Annotated in this window: 12 protein-coding genes and 1 pseudogene; 3 read left to right on the plus strand and 10 right to left on the minus strand. The window is 60.0% G+C overall.

Translation table 11 applies throughout. The features are described 5' to 3' along the window. The first annotated feature begins 432 nt into the window (after window positions 1-432). Entirely contained in the window at window positions 433-2,913 is a 2,481-nt protein-coding gene (locus RX327_RS31210) for an NEL-type E3 ubiquitin ligase domain-containing protein (RefSeq protein ID WP_317248089.1), read from the plus strand. 321 nt (window positions 2,914-3,234) lie between these two features. Here the strand turns inward: RX327_RS31210 and RX327_RS31215 are convergent, their stop codons facing one another. The 7 genes from RX327_RS31215 to RX327_RS31245 form a co-directional block, all read right to left on the minus strand. Further along, window positions 3,235-3,456, minus strand: coding sequence for a hypothetical protein (locus tag RX327_RS31215; protein ID WP_317248090.1), 222 nt, complete (start codon window positions 3,454-3,456; stop codon window positions 3,235-3,237). A 10-nt stretch (window positions 3,457-3,466) separates the two neighbouring features. Next, window positions 3,467-5,587 (minus strand): type III secretion system export apparatus subunit SctV, encoded by a 2,121-nt coding sequence (sctV, locus tag RX327_RS31220; RefSeq protein ID WP_317248091.1) that lies wholly within the window; start codon window positions 5,585-5,587, stop codon window positions 3,467-3,469. Beyond that, window positions 5,584-6,015, minus strand: coding sequence for a histidine kinase (locus RX327_RS31225; RefSeq protein WP_317248092.1), 432 nt, complete (start codon window positions 6,013-6,015; stop codon window positions 5,584-5,586). Before RX327_RS31225 ends, sctV begins: the two co-directional genes overlap by 4 nt. Window positions 6,016-6,017: 2 nt before the next feature. Continuing rightward, the gene (locus RX327_RS31230; RefSeq protein ID WP_317248093.1) at window positions 6,018-6,530 is read right to left on the minus strand and encodes a hypothetical protein; all 513 of its coding nucleotides are present in this window, start codon (window positions 6,528-6,530) and stop codon (window positions 6,018-6,020) included. Window positions 6,531-6,553: 23 nt separating this feature from the next. Further along, entirely contained in the window at window positions 6,554-7,444 is an 891-nt protein-coding gene (locus tag RX327_RS31235) for a hypothetical protein (protein ID WP_317248095.1), read from the minus strand. 130 nt (window positions 7,445-7,574) lie between these two features. Next, on the minus strand, window positions 7,575-7,874 hold the full coding sequence (locus RX327_RS31240) for a hypothetical protein (protein WP_317248096.1): 300 nt from the start codon (window positions 7,872-7,874) through the stop codon (window positions 7,575-7,577). A gap of 66 nt (window positions 7,875-7,940) precedes the next feature. After that, window positions 7,941-8,126, minus strand: a complete 186-nt coding sequence (locus RX327_RS31245; protein ID WP_317248097.1) for a hypothetical protein — start codon at window positions 8,124-8,126, stop codon at window positions 7,941-7,943. 661 nt (window positions 8,127-8,787) lie between these two features. Here RX327_RS31245 and RX327_RS31250 point away from each other — a divergent pair. Next, window positions 8,788-10,629, plus strand: coding sequence for an HrpF/NolX family T3SS translocon protein (locus tag RX327_RS31250; protein ID WP_317248098.1), 1,842 nt, complete (start codon window positions 8,788-8,790; stop codon window positions 10,627-10,629). A 531-nt stretch (window positions 10,630-11,160) separates the two neighbouring features. Continuing rightward, a pseudogene (locus tag RX327_RS31255) lies at window positions 11,161-12,108 on the plus strand (IS630 family transposase). 359 nt (window positions 12,109-12,467) lie between these two features. Here RX327_RS31255 and RX327_RS31260 read toward each other — a convergent pair. The 3 genes from RX327_RS31260 to RX327_RS31270 all read right to left on the minus strand — a co-directional run bounded on the left by RX327_RS31260 (window position 12,468) and on the right by RX327_RS31270 (window position 22,167). Further along, entirely contained in the window at window positions 12,468-13,505 is a 1,038-nt protein-coding gene (locus RX327_RS31260) for a YopT-type cysteine protease domain-containing protein (RefSeq protein WP_317248099.1), read from the minus strand. A gap of 244 nt (window positions 13,506-13,749) precedes the next feature. Continuing rightward, on the minus strand, window positions 13,750-15,510 hold the full coding sequence (locus RX327_RS31265; RefSeq protein ID WP_317248100.1) for a trehalose-6-phosphate synthase: 1,761 nt from the start codon (window positions 15,508-15,510) through the stop codon (window positions 13,750-13,752). A gap of 303 nt (window positions 15,511-15,813) precedes the next feature. After that, window positions 15,814-22,167 carry a shikimate kinase gene (locus RX327_RS31270; RefSeq protein ID WP_317248101.1) on the minus strand — a complete coding sequence of 2,118 codons (6,354 nt, stop codon included), beginning with the start codon at window positions 22,165-22,167 and terminating at the stop codon, window positions 15,814-15,816. Between the last annotated feature and the right edge of the window lie 125 nt (window positions 22,168-22,292).

Raw genomic sequence — 22,292 nt, forward strand, 5'->3', positions numbered from 1 at the left:
CGAGCTGACGAGTCTTCCTACGATGTCGTCGATGGAAGCCACATTAGTTTGTTTCGAAGCTGCGGCATCAATGCCGCGTCCGACTAAAGCCAAGTGACCGTCAAAGGAGTGTCGAACCGGCAGGTTTGTTTTGACGGCGGCGCATTGGCAGCCTGGCGCCGGTCAGCGAGTTCAGTGCACCTTCGCGGGCGCAGTGGCATCCAGCTTCCTGCCCGCCAGGTTCCGGGCGGGAAATCTCAACGTCACGCTTTGCTCATGCTCGGCGCAACGCATGAGCTCGGCATTGATCGGCCGAACGGCGTCCCGCGGAAAATCTCAGGATCGTTACGATCAGTTCTGATTCCTCGTCAGCTTCCCGAAAGCTTAGGCTCTTAGCGAGGACTTGTTATCCAGGTCAGGCGTCAGCTCCTCATATACGCCAGGAGAATGGGTATGGATCCGTTCAACCGCCTCAATCCATCCGAGATCCCGGATGTCGGGCGGACGCACCACGAGGGCCTGCAACAGCAGCAGGCAGACCAAGCAGCGTTTCAGCAGCACCTGAACGAGCTGCATCCGCGCGAGCGTCCACCTTCGCCCAACAATTCAAATCGCCGCCGCCCCCCTTATGCCGGGTCGAACGGAGATGCGGATCATTTGGGAATGCCGCATGAGGGTCGCGTTGGACAAGGCCCCTCGCGGCTGCCCTCGGATCCGCCCTCCTGCTCTGAACAGGGGATCAATCAGCATGTGCTTTTTGCGACCGTAGATCGCGATAGCCAGTTGCCAAACGGCAGCTTCAGTTTGACGGATGGTTGGCACGACATGGATGCAGCCGCCGATTGGCCGACGCATGACGTTGATCAAGAGCAGCATTTGTGGGCGGGAGCCGATGATGTGACGCCGGAGTGGCTAACTATCCCGGCAAGTCCCTGGGAGCAAACTCTCGCAGCATCGCTCCTTGGCCAACAGCCCTGGCCGGGCGATGGAAATACTTCAAGAGGAGGCCGGCGGCTTCCCCCGACCGCGGCGCATTGGACCGAAGCCTTGCACCGCACGGGGATCTCTGCCGCAGGTCCTGCCAGCGATCCGACGAACCTTGAAGACCCAGTCCTCCAGGAAGCGCTGCTTGACCGGATCCTAGACAGCTGGGTTTGCGAGGAGCGGCAGACGGAAGATGAGGACCGGCAAGAGGCGGCAAGACGAATAAGAGCCTGGGCAGAAGCCGGCGACGTCTATGCGCGGCTGGAGCTGTCCGACCTGGGTCTGACGACATTGCCCGCCGCCTTTCCTCCCGGACTGCAATCGCTGAATGTGAGCGACAACGCGCTGGTGTACCTGCCTGACCCCCTCCCGGCCGGACTCCGAATGCTCACCGCCAGCGGCAACCGGTTGAGCAGCCTGCCAGACGCCCTCCCGACGCAACTCCAATCACTCGAAGTCGGGAGCAACCGGCTGACCAGGCTGCCCGAAACCCTTCCGGAGGGCCTATTGACGCTCGCCGTTGGCAGCTGCAGCCTGACGAGCCTGCCAGACACCCTGCCGGCCGGGCTTCAAGACCTCGATGTCCGCGGCAACCTGCTGACGAGCCTGCCCGATGCCCTCCCGAGCGGTCTTCAGTTGCTTGCTGTCGGCGGCAACCGGCTGACCGACCTACCTGCCAGCCTCCCGCCTGAACTCCAGGAGCTCGAGGCCGATGGCAACCGGCTGACCAGGCTGCCTGACACCCTCCCCGCCGAGCTCCAGTTGCTCTTCGCGCGCGACAACCATCTGAGTAGCCTGCCCGAGGCCCTCCCCCCGGAGCTTCAGAGACTTCACGTCAGCGGTAACAGGCTGACGAGCTTGCCCGAGACCCTCCCGGCTGAGCTCCAGGTGCTTGAGGCACGCGACAACCGGCTGACCAGCCTTCCGGAGGCCCTGCTAACCAGGCTCGGTTCTGGGTGCATGATTTACATGGAGGAAAATTTGCTGTCCGAGCAGGCCCGGACTGATCTGGCGACAGCTCTGAATGCGCCGGGCTATGCCGGTCCGCGGGTCTTCTTCTCTATGAACGAGGCAACGGCAGGCGATTCAGCGCGACCGCTGAGCGATGTGGTAGCGGACTGGCTCGAGGGCGAGCCTAAGGTGATCGCCGCCTGGCAGAACTTCGCCGGCGAGGCGGGTGCCTCGGAATACGCGCTCTTCCTCGACAGGCTGCGAAAGACGGTGAATTATGCCAATCCAGAGTTCCGAAACACCGTAGCCGAGGATCTGCGTCAGGCAGCGGTCAGGCCGGGATTGCGCCAGCAGTATTTCCAGCTCGCCTTCGGGGCGAGCGAGACCTGCCAAGATCGGATCACCCTGACCTGGAACAGCATGCAGACCGCACGCCTGAACGCTGATGTCGAGGAGGGGGCCTATGACAAGCGGCTCAGCGAACTCATCCAGCAGGCTCGGGTCCTGTTCCGCCTGGACGCGCTCGAGCCGATCGCCCGTCAGAAGGTCGGTTCGCTCCAATTCGTCGACGAGATCGAGGTCTATCTCGCCTATCAAGTCAAGCTGCGCGAGCGGCTTGACCTGCAGCTCATCGCTCCGGACATGCGGTTCTTTGATGTCTCCTACGTGACCGAGGACGACCTCACAGCGGCCGAGATGCAGGTGCGCAACGAGGAAGGGGCAGGCTTTGCGGACTATCTGGCGACTCGCTGGCACCCCTGGGAGACGGTGGTGAGCCGGATTGCTCCCGAAGCCCATGCGCAGATGCAGGACCGGCTCATCGAGGCGATGGACGAGCAATTCCAGAGCCGCCTCGAGCAGCGGCTCGCCGATCAAGGCCTGACCGGAAACAGCGACGCCGAGCTGCAATTCGGAGCAAAGATCCGCGACGAGATCGCCTGTGAGATCAAGGGCGCTCTGATGCGCCAAGTGCTCGACGACCATGCCCTTGAGCTGTGAACCGGCCATCAAATTGCCGAGGGACGGCAGATGGTCCTACGCGATAGCCTTCGCCCGCGCAGCGTTCACACCGACCGCTGCCGGCAACCTGATTTGCCGCGGGGGACTTTTTCCCCTAGTTCGCAATTGCTTACCTCTACAGCACCTCTGACCTGGCCGTGCCTCCTCCGTTTGTCGAGCATAACGCATTCGTTTTCGGCGTGCGGAATCCTAGAAGACGTTGAGGAGTAGTCCGAGCGACCTTATGCCGGCGCTTTTGTGTCGACAGGGCTTACCCGATCGACATTCATGGTGTCTGCTTCCGCAGATCGCACAAAGCCTCTAGTCAGAATTCCGGCCGATCGCGCGCTCAATGCGATCGCGCATAGCCGGATCGATATCTTTGGCGCCAAGCAAATCCGGCGGCGGCGTCTCCTGCACCTGAAGAGCAGGTCTATCCCAGCGAGCGCAACCGCCGAGCCCCAGAATAACAAGGAGAGCCAAACCCAAGAGCGGACAAAATCCACCCAAGCGCGACCGGACGGCATCCAGACGTGAATTCATGCGATCCTTCTCAGATCGAGTGCTGGGGCGACAAATCGGCTGCAGCGATCCTGTCGCGAGATTGCTCCGACGGAGCATTGTCCTTGGCAGCAGTCAATGTGATCGATCCAACGGGCTGAATCGTGAAGTCTGGAGCGAGATCCTGATACGAAAGAACAGGAAGGTCGATCCCGTTGCGGGTGAGAAAACCCCGGACGAAACGCCGGATATCCATCGAAGCAAGGATAACTGGGGGAGCCTGCCCCGGAACCTTGTTCGAATGGATCTGACGCATTCTTGAAAGTAACGCCTCGCTTTGCCCGTCCGTCAAGACCAGGTAGGGTCCTTTAGCCGTATCGCGCACAGCGCTGCGAACAACTTCCTCGGTTTGACGTTCGATGATGAAGACGGGCACGACACGGTGTGCGTTGGCATAACGGTGGCAAATCTGCCGTTTCAGACCCGAGCGAACATATTCAGTGAGCAAGACGACGTTTTGCTCTCGTCCGCTCCATTCGGCCAATGCTTCCAAGACCAGCCTTGTATTGCGGATCGGGATTCCCTCCTCCAGCAGGCGCCGCAGGACGTCGGCTATCTTGGGGATTGGCATCGTGCGCAGCACCTCCTTCACCAGATCGGCATATTCCTGCTCCATTCGGCCCAGCAATTGTCGGGTCTCCTGAATGCCCACCAAGCACGGCGCATGACGAGTCAACGCCGAATTAACGTGCAAGGCCAGGATCTCAATGGGACGGCGATACCCGATGCCGGCCGCTTTGAGGGCCGGTTGATTGCTTTGTTCGATCCAGATTCTATTGGTCTCCGGGTCATGCCGGAATGGGATGCCGCTCAATTCGATATTGGCCAGATCATCGTTAAGCACGAGCTGCGTTGGATCAATAAACTCCTGATCGACCGGCACGCCCTCGACATCCACCCTGAACACCAACTTTGGCAAGCGCTCGTCGACCTCGACGGGGATGCGCGGAATCGTGATGCCTAGATCTGTTGAGACCGATCCGGAAACCTGTGCAATTTGCTGCTGCAATTCGTCCCTGTCGATCGCCGGTGTCAGACTGGGTGCGAGGAATAACGCAACCGGAAGCGCTTCCGCCGGCACGGTTTGCTTGTAAGGCTGTGCGGGAACTGGACTAGAGACATCCGCGCCTTTCTTGGCGCTTTGGACCACACCGTCAGCAAAGCTCGCTCCTGCAAAGACCGCGGCCAAGACGAAGAAGACCGGCAACGGGAAACCCGGGATGATCCCCATTGCCACCAAGACGCAGGCGGCCAGTCGCAAGGCATGAGCATTGGCGGTGAGCTGGTTGACGATATCGCTACCAAGGTTGAGCTTGGTCGCTCCATTCACGCGCGTGATAATCGTTCCGGCTGTAATCGACAGCAGGAGCGACGGAATTTGCGAAATTAGCGCATCACCTATCGTCAGCAGGGTATATTGATGCAACGCCTCCGCGAACGACATTCCCCTGGAGAGCACGCCGATAGTGATCCCGGCCAGCATATTGATGCAGATGACCACCAACCCTGCGATGGCGTCACCCTTCACGAACTTCATGGCGCCGTCCATGGCCCCGTAGAGCTGGCTCTCTTTTTCCAATGCAGCGCGCCGACTGCGGGCCTCGTTCTGATCGATATGACCGTTGCGCAACTCCGCATCGATCCCCATCTGCTTGCCCGGCAGGGCATCGAGCGTGAAGCGCGCCGCCACCTCCGCCACGCGTTCCGCGCCCTTGGCGACCACGATGAACTGCACCATGGTCACAACCAGAAAGATGACAATGCCGACGACGATATTCCCCGATATGACAAAGTCACCGAACGTGTGAATGATGCTGCCGGCATCCCCATCAGCCAGGATCAGCCGCGTCGTCGAGATGGTGAGCGCCAGACGGAAGACCGTGGAAATCAGAATGACGCTCGGCAAGGACGAGAAGTCGAGCGGGGTGCTGATGTAAAGAGCGACCATCAGCAGCAGTATGGCGATGCCCAGATTGAAGCCAATGAGCGTATCGATCGCTACAAGCGGGATCGGCATGATCATCATGCTGACCGTCAGAAGCAGCATCAACGCAACCATCAGATCGGAGTTGGCCGCCGCGCGCGCAAGGATGTTACGCAGGACGTTGGTCATGGCGTTCCTTCTGATGGTTGTTTGACAAAAACTGCGCCGTTGCGCAACGAAACATAGCCCTGGAAAACAGCGCGCGCCTCGTCCATGCGGCCTGCGCGCCGCAGGGCATGGCTTCGTAACAGCATCAAATGGGTGCGCGAAGACGGCTCGTCATCAAGTGTATCCAACCTGTCCAGGATCCGCAGCGCTTGGTCGCCGAGGCCCTCGGCAATGAGGGCATAGGCGAAAATCCGCAGCAGATCGACGTCTTGCGAGTTGTCGCGGACGATGAGCCGCAACAGAGCAACGCATTCTGCGCCCTGTCCACATGTAAGATGGAGATAAGCAAGTGCGCAGACCAAATCGCGCTCTTGCCCGGGACTCAGCGGCAGGTCACCGGCATCAGAAACGTCCGTTGTCGGCTGATGCGCTCCATCAGAGGTGAGCATGGCTAGGCTTCGATCAAGCTGTTCCGGTTCTGCCGGAGCAGGGTCAGCCACTGCAGTCCTTGCTGCAAAACGAGGAGACCTTCGCGCGCAATCAATTCCGCGGGTACGGCCGAGAGCTTGAGGGTGAGACGTTCCAGAAGAACACCGTACCGCTCCGCCCGCAGCATGTCCGGATGGCGCAGCCGTGGTGTAACGAAGGCGAACAGATCATGCGCGATATCGCCCCCGTGGAACGGCGTCAGCTCCTCGATAACATTGCCGCGGAAGCGCATCTTGCTGAGGCTGACGCGCCCGACTGCATCAATGTCTTTGGCCTCCGATAGGGCGTCGATCGTCATATCGAGCGGCAAATGCGACGCGTTCAGCTCTCGCCAGATCGACGCCTGCTGATTCTCATCATCTGGGGGAGTACCGTCGATCTTGGTCTTGCTGACGTCGATTAGCGGCGCACGGTCCTCGTCGCGTCTCTGCGAAATGGTGACGGGCCGAATATCATGGCGGGACAGCTTAGACATGACCTCTCCAATGTTCCTTCGCGCTAATAGGGCACGGCAGCAAAACGGCCATTTCGACTTAGCAGCACACGCCCATCCTCGATTCGATCAACCAACCATCCGTCAGCCAACAGAGCACCGACGAAATATTTCTGTCCGCCAATAAGCAAATAAGGCTGGCTTCCGTGCCAAACAGCTTCGAGAGCGATCGGAGAAGGTGGCTTGCCCTCTTTGGTCTGCACGCCGTTTACCAGGGTTAGCGCACCATTTGTGCGATGATCGAACCATTGCTGGAGTTCCTGCCATTTCGCGACCGTTGCAGGAGTGACTGTTCCCTCAGCACTGACAAAACCCGGGCCCGAACTGATCCTGATATCGAGCAGGCCGGCCTTATCAACCTCCTGCTTCAACGCTTCGGCGGTGTCCTGGGCGTACCGATCATCAGGCCGGTTCGTGATGCGCTTTTGTACAATCTCGGCTGCAGGCGCCGCACTGGCGTTTGGTGCACCTCCGCCGCCTTTGGATAGCGCGGTCGTGAGAGCAGCTATACCGACAATGCCGAACAACCCGATGGCCCAGGCCCAGATCGAAACGCGCGATGGGCTTATCGGACTGGCCTCGACCGCATTGTGCATCGACCAACGAAAAGACATGGCGCCGGCGTGGACAACGGCTGGAAGAGAACGAACAACGCGCTCACCAGCGCCAACCCCCTCCTCGCCCCCCATCGTGCCTATGGGAGCAAGGGCCTCGATCTCGATCGAGCTTCCAACGAGAGTGACACGAAAATGATGCGGCTCAAGCTCTTGTTCGACAAAGATCATATCCGCGTCGAGGCCACTGCCGATAAGGCTCGCTCCGGCAGCCGCTTCTCCGGTCAGCCCGGCATAAAGTCCCGACAGCACCTCGAAGTGGAAGGAGGCAGCCTCCTTCAAAGACAATCCTCCAAACCAAGAGGAGCAAGGAAAGCATTGCCGTACAATTCGCCCCCGCCCCCCAGAACGTCACTACTCACATCGCCGCCACGACTGGAAGGCGGGGCGAACGCACGCCCCGCCTCCAGCATTACCCGTTGGCACGCTCGCTTGCCGCCTTCTTCTCACTCGCGAGCTCGGTCGACAGCGTGCGCAAGCGCATGTCCTGCACCATGGTTTGCAGACTGACAGCCTTCAGTTGCGCGATAACCGCCTCATAAGTCCCCGCCGCCCCGGCCTGATCAATTACAGCACCAGCTCCTGATGCGGCGGTAGACGCTGTGGTACCACCACCGCCAGCCCCCTTATCAGCCTTGTTGCCAGCCTTATCAGCACTGACATCTGCGGTGTCACTACCATGAGAGCCGGAGCCACCCACTTTGTTGACCATATCGCTTCTCCTTCCACTTAAATTGTCGCCACTGACGGCGACGGTCCCTGACGTCGCGATTCGGCGTCAGGCATCTTCTTCTGTTTCAGCAACCGCTTCGTGAAGATTTTCTATGCCTCGCTCCATAGTCTGCACCGCGGCCATGGCAAGAACCGAACCAAACGCTGATTCGAGCTCTCGACCCTGATCCACGGACTGCGAAGCGCCACCATCAAGATTGGTGTGAACCACACTTTCGATTGCGCCGGCCATCTGCTGCCTCTCAGTTCAGTTCCATCAGAAAGGTGGCATCGCAACCGAGCGACCCACGTAGCTCAGGCTAGCGGGATTAGCTGTCGAGAAGCTGACAAGCCGAAGGTTGGATCCCAATGACCCCAATACCGGGATCAACATCAACCTGAGAGGCGGCTTCACGGGCGGATGGCGGGGCTGCACCGAACTTAGTTTCACCACCCCGCGACCTCGTTGTTACAACATCTCCTATGAATGAGCGCCAGACAGTCCTGGCGCTCGGTCCACCACACGTCCATCGCACCCGTTGGATCACACACTTAATCGTGCGATGGCAAGGCACAGGCAAAACCGCCCGTCGTTCGCAATGCCGCTGCGGGGACTGCGGGGTGATGGGGTGATGCTTCGCGGCTTCGCCACGACGGCTATTGCGATGACTGGAGGGAGCATATTCCTCCAAGTCCATCAGGACAGCGTCGTGCTGCGTGCGCTGGATCGGAGATGACATTTATGAGCACGCCGGCGCCTCTTCCGAGATAAATCGAAGATGACCGCGATTGGCTCAACGCGAGCCTTCTCAAACTCGTCAGCTTCTCGAAAGCTCGGCCCCCTAGTCTAGCACGAACGTGTCGTTCTTGCGACCGCCGATGTCACCGATTGACCGCAATGGAAATGAACTCAAATGCAGCTCAATAGCTTTTCACTGCCCACCAGTGTGGATCCAGCCCAGTTTGGACTCGTTCCGGCGGCTTCGTCGACGTTGCGACCATCCGACCCGATTGGGGAAGGCAAACCTTCGATCTTCGAGTCGATGGTGTCCGTCAGTTCGCGGGAAGACAAATCCGATGTCCCCTCCACGTCAACTGATCCTCTGCAGCCAGAGCTGCCGATGCCGCAGGACCCACTGGACGCGCTGCCAGCGGATGTGAAGGCGGCGATCGAGGCACTGGACAAAGAAACGCTTCCTTCTTCCTCAGCCGACCCTTCGTCCGCCGACGAATCGGCACCGGCTGCGCCTGCTCCAGCACCCGACGTGGCGACCGCTCCGGTAGCAAGCTCGAGGATCACATGGAATGGCGGCACGCTGACCGATTCCGAGCTGGAGATCGTCGCGGTGCTGAACCGGCACAAGGACCAATGCCCGCTCAGCTGGGACTCGTTGGCAGAGAAGGCCAACGACCCCTCGACGCCACCGGATCTGAAGGAAGCGATCAACAAATTGCGGCAGGACCCGGAGCTGTTCTATGCGATCGGCTCCCAGGGCGACGGCCGATGCGGGGGCAAGATCAAGGCGAATGATTTGTCCAAGTTCTCCGATAGCCACGCACAGGTTGCGGCATTCCAGGAGCAGAAGGCGCACAGCTACGAGCAGAACTACATTCCATCCGACGGTACCGGGAATGGACAACCGTCGGCCATGAGCGCCAATGATGCATTGCGCGAACTCTACCGGTATTCTGATTACCTGCCTAAGAATCTCAGTCTGGACGATTTCAAGAGGATCGTCGACGGCAACGCCAAGACCGGCAAGTGTCCGCCGCAGGTGATCGCGGCGGCTCAGTACTTTCTCGACCATCCCGACGCCTGGAAGCAGTTGTACGGTGGCGCGATTGATAAGGTCCACAAAGAGGACTTCCTGCAAGTCGCCTCATCGTCGATGAACCTCACGCAGAGCGAACTCGACACGCTCGGCACGATCAACAAGAATCAATCCGCATTCTTCGGGAACGGCGACCTGACGCGAGAGAAGCTGTCGAGCATGGCGGACGACAAGAGTCTCGATCCGGACGTGCGCCAAGCAGCGTCACAGCTGCTTTCGGACCCGCTGTTGTTTGGGTTACTGAACAATTCGATCACTGGCTACAAGACACATCATAAGATCACGGACTTCGGCGGCGGGCATACGGTCGATTCGGGTAACATCAGCAACAACGACTTCACGCACTTCTACGACAACATGTCGACTGCGAACCGTACCGTTCAGCAGACCAAGACCCATGTCCCGACGACCGCCGCGGATAAACGCGCGGTTGCGGACATGATGATGGGGGTAGACGACCAACCCGATATCAAGTCTGCGAAAAAGAATGGCGGAGCCCTAATGCACGTCGTCGACGACGTGCTCAAGGTCGGCACGAAAGTACTTGATTTGGCGGCCACGGCAGTCGGCGTGCTCGGCTTCATTCCCGCCTTGGGCGAAGTCGCCGATGCCGTATCGATGGTACTGGAGTTGGAGTCGCAAGCGGCGAACCTTCTTCACACGGCCGTTAGCGGGGGCGATATGAAGAAGGCGCTGAAAGAGGTCGGCATCAACCTTGCGGCGCAGGCCGTTGGCTGTATCTCTGGACCTGAGGTCAAGTTAGCGCTGCGCGAAGGTCTCGCAAAGAAGGTTCTGGAAGAGGCCGCGACCAGGGGGATCGACCTGTCGATCTCGCAGGCGCAATCCTATGCCCAGAACTATTTGGACGACCTGAAGGCCCGCCTTGAGACCGGACCCATGCAAACCGCAGGTGTTCCAAGCTAGGAGGCGCGAGGTCTCGTCTTGAAAATTGCCAGGCCAGTTGGGCTGACAGCCTGCGGCCCGCAGTTCGCCCATCGCAGTGACAGAGGCGCGCAAGGTTTGGCGCTGCAAGCGAACGCGCGACTGCATAAGATCGCGCGTTTAAGACCTCGTCTCGTCACCGCGAGGTTGCCACTTCGCGGGCCGCAGAAGCACCAGGCGTCGCCCAAGCACTTGCGGCGCCACTGCGAGGATCGTGTCATCTCCTTAGGCGACAGCACCATCGCATGCGCAAATTCTGTAAAGGCCCAGAGGCAGCTTCTCAAGACCAAGCTGACTGGACGCGCGATTCGCTCGGTTACAGCCGGCGCTGATTGTGCGACCCGAAGTAGCGCCGCTCAAGGCGCTGGATGAGCGCTAGCCATGTCTGCGGCGAACGAAACGAAGACGATCTTGAAGGCCTAGAGCGTTTTCCGACCGGAATGAATCGGTAGGGATTCCCAAAACGGCACGAGTCAGATTCAAGGGACATGCTGACGAAGGAGGTCAGCATGTATGACCAGGGCGCTTTCAGTTGATCTTCGCCAGAGGGTGGTAGCCGCGATTGACGGTGGCTTGTCCTGTCGACAGGCCGCGGAGCGTTTTGGTGTCAGCGCGGCCAGCGCGATCCGCTGGCGTAGTCGCCTCAAGGAAGTTGGCGACATCGTTCCTAAATGTCAGGGCGGTGACCGCAAATCGCAGCGTATCGAAGCACATGCACAATTGATTTTGGACGCGGTGACGGCAAAGCCGGATATCACGCTCGCCGAGTTGCGAGAACTGTTGCAACGTCGTGGCATATCAGCCGGCATCGCGTCGCTCTGGCGTTTCTTCCAGCGCAGAAAGATCACACTCAAAAAAAGACAGCGCACGCCGCCGAGCAAAGGCGCCGCGATATAAATCGCTGCGCGTGAGGAGTGGTTCGAAGGGCAAATCGATCTTGACCCTGAGCGCCTGGTCTTCATCGACGAAACCAGCGCCAACACCAAAATGGCGCGACTTTACGGGCGCTCGCCACGCGGCGAGCGATGTCGCGCGGCTGTCCCACATGGACACTGGAAGACGACGACATTCACCGCCGGATTGCGCTCCGACGGTCTGATCGCGCCACTTGTCTTGGATGGTCCAATGGATGGCGACGCCTTCCTGGCCTATGTCGAACAAGTGCTCGCCCCATCGCTGCGGCCGGGCGATACCGTTATCATGGACAACTTGCCCGCTCACAAGGTCCATGGCGTTCGAGAGGCCATCCAGGCGGTCGGAGCAAGCCTGCTTTATCTGCCGCCCTACAGTCCGGACTTCAACCCGATCGAAATGGCCTTCTCTAAATTGAAGGCGCTCTTGCGCGCCGCCGCAGCGCGCACCATGCCCGATCTCTGGCAAGCAATCGCCAGCGCTCTCAAGCGCTTCTCACCCGAGGAATGTCAAAATTATCTCACCGCAGCCGGTTACGACGCAACGTGATCGGAAAATGCTCTAGACCTAGCACTTGAGCGGTCTTCCCGACCGAGCCATCTCGCCAAGCGGATAGCGGTTTAGAGTTTCGACAAGATATGATGCCATATCAGGCGACAGAGGCGGCTCGTCATGAGACCGCCCCGCGACCAGCTCTTGGACTGATATCCGAGCCGTGGGGATGAACGAGTGCAGCTCTGTCCCGAGGCAAATGCGAGCGGCTCGCTCGCGATTTGCACAAGCCCTCGAGCCTTGCTGCCCGCGCGAAGATCTCCTGTTCCGGCGCTTTGTGCAACAAGGCTGGGGGATGGATATGGTTGTTCGCCCTTACGGAACGAGCTGATCGCCTGCCGCCTGCAGGACCGACCTCAGTTTATTTTCTGTGTGGTGATGGTCGTCAACTGCCGCCCGTTGGGGTTCCTGTAACGATTGGCGAGGCTTTCAAGCAATCCTTCCATCTCGTCTGGTTGAGCAGTAAACTCTCCATAGTTCGGATCGAAGAGTGTCGTCCTTCCATCCAGCGTTGCCGTTGCAACGACGTGTGAGCCGCCGTCGGCGAAATACAAACTGAGCAAATATTTCGATCCGCCGTCGGTGATTTTCCTCACCATGCGCAAGAGGCTCGAACGCTCGCCGAATTCGTATACCTTCTCCTTTCCGGATGGATCCAAATTTGCTTCCCGGAAAACGCTATTTTGTGCCTCAATGTCTGCCTGAGAAGCTCCTGCTCCCCGCCCTCGCAACTCTCTCTTGAAGTCTATATACCGCTCCTGGCGCACAGCCGCTGAGTCATGCGTTCGCGATCCGGGTGCTAGCGCACCCATTCGCGTTGATGGACTGTGGCTGAGAAGGCCGAGCCACTCCGCAGTTAGTCCGACGCAGATGCCGTCCACATTGGCTTGATGCAATTCGGCCGTCCGGTATTGGAACACTGAGTTGCTCGGCCTCGCCGGAGAGGACGTACCGGGATTGTGTGGGTCGGTGGCCTGGGGTGTGCTGACGCAACACCCCATTTTGTCGGGCAATTCTCCAGGTGGCAACCTCCTCCGCGACCTGAGATTTTGCTTGTCTGTGCCAAACGGAAGGTCTTCGAACGCCATGACGGATGGCTCGGAAACGATCGAGCGCAGCCGTGTTGGCCCCGAAGACGAATTCGCATGTGGATCTGTCATCGATCTGGACGACACACCCGCAAGAATCTGTCGAAAGCTGTCGCTGTCCACCGACTCACAAGCTTCGTGAGTTTGGCTCGGACGTGTGGATGGTCCACCAATTCGATTATGCATGGCGATGCTCGCTTCCCTTTGGCGCGGGTCTCTTCGCAGCGGGTAAGACGGTGCTGTGAATGATACCCAGACAAGCTGATGAGAAGCTGACGGGCAGGCGTTGCCCGGCTTAGCGAGCATGACGAAGACAGGGGCGGCAACGTTTTCGGCCTGCGACCGCGACGAACCGTCGTAAATGGCAGTCCGCTGGCTCTAGCAGGTGCTTGCGCGTACTAGGCAATGGCGCATGTCCGCTAGGCCAGGTTCGCTGCGGGTCGCAGATAGAAGGAAGCAAGGATGCGCTGCGCTTGTCTTGCCGAAAGATCAAGCACTGAACAAATGAGCTCCCGAGTGTGGTTGGCCTCTTGATCAGAACCCAAATTGATCAATCGAGCCCGCCTCTGCTTCGGCCTGCAGCACTCTCAGGTAATATCCAGCGCGTGTCCTGTACATGCTTCACCGCGACATTTAACTCCTCCACAGTTGCGTACATGGGCACTTGGGCCTCGTTGAGCCAACCGAAGCCGAGATATCGGAAGTGATCGGCTGGCAGCGCCCCTCGACTGGGGTAGAGCTCGCGAACGAATTCCTTCGACCAGTCATGGATCGTATATGCCTCAAGTGTGTTGATCATCGCTCGGTAGCGCTCGATGCGCTCCTCGCGCGGCATTTCGATCGCTGCTGAAATCGCCGCCGCGATGTCGTCAGGAGAGGTCGGGTCCACGTGCAGTGCCATGTTTTCGTTGAGCTCCTCTGCCGCCCCCGCGAACTTCGACAAGACCAGCACGCCCGGATCGTTTGGATCTTGCGCAGCAACATACTCTTTCGCCACCAAATTCATACCGTCACGCAACAGCGTCACCACACCGACGTCGGCGGTGCGGTAATGTCCGGCCAGTTCCACCTGCGGGAAGTGACCCTTCCGGTACGTGATCGGCTCGCAGCCGTCGTCGGATCCATGCTTACGATTGACGTCTTCGACGAGGCTGGCGATATCGCGCTGATATTCACTATATGCTGGAATGTCGGCGCGCGACGACGTCCCAATCTGCAGGAGCGAGATGCTGTGCGGTTTGTTTGTCAACAGCAGGTCGAGAGCCTTGATCCTGTTGTCGATGCCCTTTGTATAGTCGAGACGATCCACGCCGATTGCCAATTTCGTGCAGTTGAGCTTGTCCTGGATCGACGAGATCTCCTGTCGGTATTCCACGAGCGATTCCACGGCATATTCTGCGAACTGCTGCGGATCGATACCAATCGGAAAAACCTGACAACGCGTGAGGCCTTGCTCCGAGATCACAACATCGCTCCTGCTTTCCATCCCAAGATGCACTTGGAGGCACCTTAGGAAATTGTTCAGATCCCGCCGGGTCTGAAAGCCGACAAGATCGTACGCCAACATGGATTGCATGAGATTGAGATGGTGAGGCACCCTCTCGATCACATCAGGGTTCGGCCATGGCGTATGGAGGAAAAAGCCGATCGGCTGCTCAATCGTGAGCTCGCGCAGCTCCTTGCCAAGGGAAAGGAGATGATAATCATGCACCCAGATCGCGTCGCGCTTTCTAAGGCGTGACAGGGCACGTGCCATGGCACGGTTGATCTCGCAATAGCTGTTATAATGCTCTTCCGACTCAGGTGACATCCGCTCGGTCAGTGAATGAAGCGCGGGCCACAGAGTAGAATTTGAATATCCATGATAGAAACCGGCGTAGTGGGCGGCCGGAAGATCCACCTTTACAACTTGACCTTTGCCGTGCTGCTCGAGAGGCGTCAGCTGCTCACTGCCGTCGCTTAGCGTTCCCGAGGCTCCCATCCAAACGGCGCCAGAGCGTTCAACGGCTGGCTCGAGGGCCGCGGCAAGACCACCCGTCTTGGGTTTGCCGGCATCGAAGCTCGATACACGATTGGAAACGAGGATAAGTTGCATATCCGGCTGCTGAGCCACCATGCCGCTGCCGGCCTCGTGCCCGGCAAAGACGCTATGACGGGATAGTTCTATATCGGCCTGCCTCGGCCGACCCTGTGCGGCTTCGCTCAGATGCGCTTCAAAAGCGGCTTGGTTTACTTTCAGCTGTTCCGGCCTGGCGCGCGACGTGCGAGGAGAAGCTGTAGCTGCAGCGAAACTGACACTAGATGGGTCCATTCCAGACCTCCGATTGAGCGATCAGAACGGCTAGCTCGGGACTGCCCCCTTTCTTATGTTCGCAGCTCGATCTTTCGAGAAGCTGACGAGACCTAGGTCGCCCGTGCCAGTTCAGGTGGGCCCCCTCTGTTTCGAGATGGCCGGTCTGGCTCGGCCCGTTTGAATTGACGGACGAGGTTGATTGGAAAGCACTGAGTAGGGCGATCTTCGCCTGGCTCGCGCGGTGTGCCCACTCGAGGCGAAGAGGCTGTTGATCTCGATCGGTGCCCGCGATATCGACAATCAACCGTGTGAGCGACGAGGTCACGGTACCGCTCCCATGACATTGGCCGGTATCCGGTCCGCGCTCGCCTCGCCGCAAAGATGCGCATGCAGCGCGGCCACGCATTCATCCGCGCTCCTGTTGTGACGCCGTCCCGGGACGATGGTGAGATCGGCAAGTTGATAGAACGGTTCGCGCTCGCGGATCAATTGCGTGATCTTGTCCCCCCGGTCCTCGGTCTGCAACAGCGGGCGGGTGGTGTCACGAGCGAGGCGCTTCCTGATCTCATCCGCGTCGGCATTGAGCCAGATCGAGACCCCTTTCTTGGCCACGCGGCGCTGCGTCTCCTCACGCATGAACGCGCCGCCACCGGTGGCGAGCACCACGGGCCCCCGCTCGAGAGACTCCGCGATCAAACTCGCCTCGAGATCCCTGAAATACTGCTCCCCTTTGGTCGAAAAGATGTCCGTGATCGACATGCGAGTCATCGCCTCAATCTTTTTGTCGGAGTCGATGAAAGGCAGCCCTAGTCTTCGCGCAAGATGTGGGCCGATAGTGGATTTGCCGGAGGCGGGCATGCCGACGAGCACGATCGGCCGGCCGTCGAGGGCCGCGACAACGTCCTTTGCAGTCGGTGATCGCTCGGGCGTCCCTGTTTGTTGGCCAGATCGCAGCGCAAAGGTCGCGCCGACGCCAGCTGCACGCGCCCCTTCGATTGAAAAGTGGGGAATGTTTCTGACACCCTCCGGGATCGCAACTTCTTTGCAGACCTCGCGCGTGAGCTGCGTGAGCTGCTCAATCTTGGCGGGATCCGGTGTATCGCTTCTGCTTCGTCGCTGGAGTTCCTTATAAGTGTTGTGATTGGCCATTTTGGCCTTGTAGCTGCCCGGCGTATGAAACTCCGCCTCGAAGCGGTAACCATCCGGCGTGGCAAGCACAGTCTTGATGCCGGCAAAGGTCGGAGCGCTCATCCTGAACCAGTTTGCTGTGCTGATTTCGGTGTAGCCTTGCTTCTCAAACGACAGAATGGCTTTCCGGAAGGCCTTTGCAAAATCCTTATCGGGCACTTCGAAGACATGGCGCACGGCGTTGCTGATCAGCTGTGAGGCGCCTTCGGGGACATCATTCACAACCATGAGCTGGTCTGTGAGGGAGCGTTCTGTCTTCAATCGACGGCCGAGATGGGGCATCTTCACATCGATGCCCGTTTGCCGGAGATCCTCGGCAACCTGAAGCGCCGCTGCAGTGATCGCCTTCTCTTCGACTGCGGCGCGCGCCACCTCGGTTTGGGCGCGCTCCGAGGCCAGTTCGCGAGTTAGCGTCAATTTGATGGCAGAATCCTCGGCAGGCTGCCGGTCAAAGGGGCGAGGCAGAATCCCTTTCTCCGCAGCAAGATTGATCGAGGCCTCCATGATTGAAGCCGCCAATGTGGGATTGTCCTTCAGATCCTCCAAAGTCGTGTCGACATTGAACATCCCGTGATTGAGGGTCGCCGCCATGCTCTTGACATAGGGCACCGACTTCAGGCCTGGCGCCTGCTGCAGGAGGCTCTGGAGCCCTTGGCTTTTCTTCATAAACAGCTGGACGCTGGTGTCGGATTTAAAGGCGTCCGTTCCGACCTTGATGCCGAGGCTCAGGAGGTTGCTTGCGCTTTGCACGAGGTCATCGGCAATGTACCCATCCGGCCGTGGACTGATGCGCGGAGGATAGTTGTCGAGCAGGGCCTGGATACGCTCGCGCGGGTGAGTGGCCGCCGGATAGGTCTCCGCCAGGTTTGGGAAAAGCTCTGCAAGCGCCGGGCTCACCGTCAGCTTGGTATCGCGCGCGCTTTCGACTGTTTCGGGCAGCACCTGCTCATCCATGCTTGCTGCCCATGCCTCAAGGTCGGTGACGAGGAACTCGGCAATTTCGTGGGCGACTGCATGGTCTGCAAGCTTGATTTCGGGCCTCGCTCTATCGAGCATGTGCTCGACATCCTGGGCGCTCACCTGCTCCTGGGTCAGTAATTGACGGATGTCGCGCTGAAGTTCGTGATGAAACCCCTCGTAGGTTCCAAACACTGCGCGCTCGGCAAACCAACGTCGTGCTTGATGGGATTGCGCCAGAAAACTCCGCTGCAGGCCGCTATAAGTCTCCAAAGTATCCCGCGTCGCCGCGAGGATCTGGCTGGCACGACTGAATTTGTAATCATTGCCCTCGATTGCCGGCGTATGCGACTTTGGTGGCTTGAGCGAGCGGACCCCGCGGGCTTGCTCCTTGTCATCGAACAGGCGAACATGCTCATAAAGCTGCGGCCGGTCACCGACGATAACAATCGTATCTCCGTCGAAATCACCGTCGAGCTTTTTTTGCTCACCGGTCGGGACGGCGACCAACGAGCCCGGAGCGAACACCTCGGTCGCCTGCAGGATGCCGACGCAGTCTACCAGCGTATCCGCCTTGACGCGGTCCTTGCGCTCTGTCCAGCTCGAATGGCACTTGACGTCCTCAGCCGACATCACCAGGCCACGATCGGCGTAGTCGGCCGGCCACAGCTCGTCCGGCACCACAATCAGAATGCCTTTGGCAAAGAAGCTCGGATCGTCGGCCGCCAGTTGTTCCCGCGACTTCTCAGCGACGCTGAAACTGTATTGCATCGACACGCATCTATCGAGGAATGCCGCAGTCGGATCCCCATCAGCTGCTGACTTGACGCGTTCGTAGGCAAGCGGGCGCAGGTTGGGATTGTCATAGGGCGACCGCCCGATCAGCACGCCCCCCGTTCCCGTCAACGTCTCGCTCTTGCGCTGTGACACATGGAGGTAATCGTCACTGGACGGGACGGCAACCGCGCCGGATCCGTCGATGTGGCCTGCTGTCACCATACGAAAAAGATGCTCGCCTATCAGGCTTTCCCCTCCTCTGCTCTCCAGCCAAGCCTTGGCTTTCTCGCGCGCCTCGCCCGCCACTCGCTCACTACGCGGATAATGTTGCAGCGCTGAGGCCGGGACGAACGATCTGCTTGCTTCGCCATAGGCCGGCATCCGATCGGGACCTTGCTTCGGGCCGGCACGGCGAACGGCGAGCATACGCTCGGCGAGCGAAGCCTTGATAAAGCCACAGCCGTCATGCGGTCGCAGAGCAATCGGGCCTTCCGGTCCGGTCAGTCTGAAGGGATGCGCCTCGTTGGCCGGGCGGTCTGGCGCAAGCAACAGCTTGAAGGCGCCCTCTAGCGCGTAGTCGTGAGGGCCGAGATCCTTGATTGCGGGTGGCGCCGCAAATCCCCTACGCTGAGTGTACCAATAGGCCTCTTTGAAGGGCGCCCAGGCGCGCATGAGCTTCTCGAAAGACGTTCCCGGAGCGGTTTCAGCATAGGGAATGGCGAGCAGCTTTCCTGCCGAAGATGCTGCTGCCGGCTTGGCTGCAGCATGGGCGGCGATTTCGAGCACGGTCGGTTTTGGTGCCTTTAACTTGTTGCCGCCGAACAGGTCCATGCGGTAGGGCACCCCCTTATACGTGAACGTGCGCGCCAGCATGAGGGCGCTCGGCTTTGCTGGCAGCTGAACGGCGACCGCCTCGATCGCCCCCGAGGTCAGCCGATGAAAGATCGAGTATCGTGTCTCGGGCTCCGTGGCCAGAGGCCGTCCCTGCATGTCCACCACCGGCAACCGCATCAGACCAGCCTTGCCCTGTGGGGGCCGCGGCTCGTGATCCATGGCTCGCAATACCTCGTGAACATCGAATATGGACGCAGGATATTTGTCCTGGATCGTTGCGGCGTTCTGCTCGACGAATGCGTCCAGCGCATCGACCGGGCTCTCCGCCTCGATTTGCGCGATTAGGTTCCAGCTCATGTTGGAAAGATCGCCCTGGATGAGGTCGCGTGTCCTGACCAGGGTCTCTCTGGTGCCGTGCCGCAGCTCTTGCTGCCTCTTGCGCAAATCGGCCTTCTTGCCCTCGATATCCGGTCGCTTGAACATGTTCGCCAGGACCGCACGAGCCTTGATCATCTGATAGATCGAAAGCGCAGGACCGCGACTGGCGAGCGGCCCACGGGTTCGCTCTGCCGCGCTTGCATTGAAGTGTGCCTCGATCTTTTGCTCCACGACCGGCTGGAGATCGTTCAGCAAGTGGAGAGCCACTCTGCGGTGCCAGCGCAGGTGCGCGCTGCGCGCCAGCGGCACCAGCGCGGCACAGAGATTGCCCATGGCTTCGAGGTTGTTCTCAGCGGCAAAACCAGGGGCACGATGCAGTTCGTTGAGCCGATCCAACCCGGTCGGGGCGAGTGAGCCCAGATCCTCGAACAGCCGAGCCTTCGCCAAGGCCTTGAAAATGCTGGCGATGGTCCGAACATCGCTCTGCTCCAGCCGATCACTGTCGTAGTGAAGGTGATGGGCCAACTGATGCAAGCGATCCTTCAGCAAAGCGGTTTCTGTGATCTCTCCCGCCTCCTCTCCTCTCACGATGCTTCGCCCCAGCGCATTGGCGATCATGCCGAATTGAGGCGTCGTGAAGGCTCCGAAGCGTTGGCCTGCCCGGCCTAGTCCGCGTGCGACGTCCACCAGCGCCCGGTGACACGCTGCGTCGTCGGGCCACTTGCTGAAGCCATTCAGCAGATGTGCCATCTGCTGCGGCGTGAAATCGGAGAGCGGGCGGCGACCGACCTCACCCGCGATTGCGGCCGCAGCTTGGCAAGTGTCCGGGTCTTCCGACCACTTGCTGAATCCGTTCACCAGATTCGCCAGCGCCTGCTGAGTAAAATGGGAGAGTTGATGGCCACGGCGACGGACCTCACGAGCGATTGCGATCGTCGCTTGGCCCGTGAATGCTTCTTCGGGCCATTTGCTGAAACCGTTCACCAGGTTCGCCAGCGCCTGCGGGTCAAAACGCACGAGCTGGGACGACACCTCAGCGGCGATTGCGACGGCAGCCTCGCGACAGCCCACCGCGTCCGGCCATTTGCTGAAACCGTTCACCAGCTTCGCCAGCTCCTGCGGGTCAAAACGCAAGAGCTGGGACGGCACCCTACCTGCGATTGCGACGGCCGCCTCGCGACAGCCCACCGCGTCCGGCCATTTGCTGAACCCGTTCATCAGGTTCGCCAGGTGCTGCGGGTCAAAACGCGAGAGCTGGGATGGCACCCGACCTGCGATTGCGACGGCAGCCTCGCGACACTCTACCGCCTCCGGCCATTTGCTGAAACCGTTCACCAGGTTCGCCAGGTGCTGCGGGACAAAACGCAAGAGCTTGGCCGGCACCTGACCGGCGATTGCGACGGCAGCCTCGCGACATCCCGCCGCGTCCGGCCATTTGCTGAAACCGTTCACCAGATTCGCCAGCGCCTGCGGATCAAAACGCAAGAGCTGGGAAGGCACCTGACCGGCGATTGCGACGGCAGCCTCGCGACAGCCCGCCGCGTCCGGCCATTTGCTGAAACCGTTCACCAGGCTCGCCAGCGCCTGCGGGTCAAAGCGCAAGAGCTTTGACGGCACCTCAGCGGCGATTGCGACGGCAGCCTCGCGACAGCCCGCCGCGTCCGGCCATTTGCTGAAACCGTTCACCAGGTCCGTCAGCTCCTGCGGGGCAAAACGCAAGAGCTGTGACGGCACCTCAGCGGCGATTGCGACGGCAGCGTCGCGACAGCCCGCCGCGTCCGGCCATTTGCTGAAGCCGTTCACCAGGTTCGCCAGCGCCTGCGGGGCAAAACGCGAGAGCTGCGACGGCACCCTACCTGCGATTGCGACGGCAGCCTCGCGACAGCCCGCCGCGTCCGGCCATTTGCTGAAACCGTTCACCAGGTTCGCAAGGTGCTGCGGGTCAAAACGCAAGAGCTTGGCCGGCACCTCACCGGCGATTGCGACGGCAGCCTCGCGACAGCCCGCCGCGTCCGGCCATTTGCTGAAACCGTTCACCAGATTCGCCAGGTGCTGCGGCTCAAAACGCAAGAGCTTTGACGGCACCTCGCCGGCGATTGCGACGGCAGCCTCGCGGCAGCTCGCCGCGTCCGGCCATTTGCTGAAACCGTTCACGAGGTTCGAAAGCTCCTGCGGGGCAAAACGCAAGAGCTGGAACGGCACCCGACCTGCGATTGCGACGGCAGCCTCGCGACAGTCCGCCGCGCCCGGCCATTTGCTGAAGCCGTTCACCAGGTTCGAAAGCGCCTGCGGAGCAAAACGCGAGAGCTGGGACGGCACCTCACCGGCGATTGCGACGGCAGCCTCGCGACAGTCCGCCGCGCCCGGCCATTTGCTGAAACCGTTCACCAGGTTCGCCAGCGCCTGCGGGTCAAAACGCGAGAGCTGGGACGGCACCTCACCGGCGATTGCGACGGCAGCCTCGCGACAGCTCGCCGCCGAGGAATGTCGGCCGAACGATAATGCGAACAGAGAAAGTGCGATGGGATCAATTTGCTTCATAAGCGCCTTGTCGAGGCGCGACAACCGAACCGCTAAGGCCTGGCAAGCTCTCATGCCGGCCTCACCTCCAGCTTCCCGGCTCACCACATTGCATGTCGTGGCGTACCCCCAGGAGGACCGAATAT

This window comes from Bradyrhizobium sp. BEA-2-5 (assembly GCF_032918025.1).
GTDB classification, from domain to species: Bacteria; Pseudomonadota; Alphaproteobacteria; order Rhizobiales; family Xanthobacteraceae; genus Bradyrhizobium; species Bradyrhizobium pachyrhizi.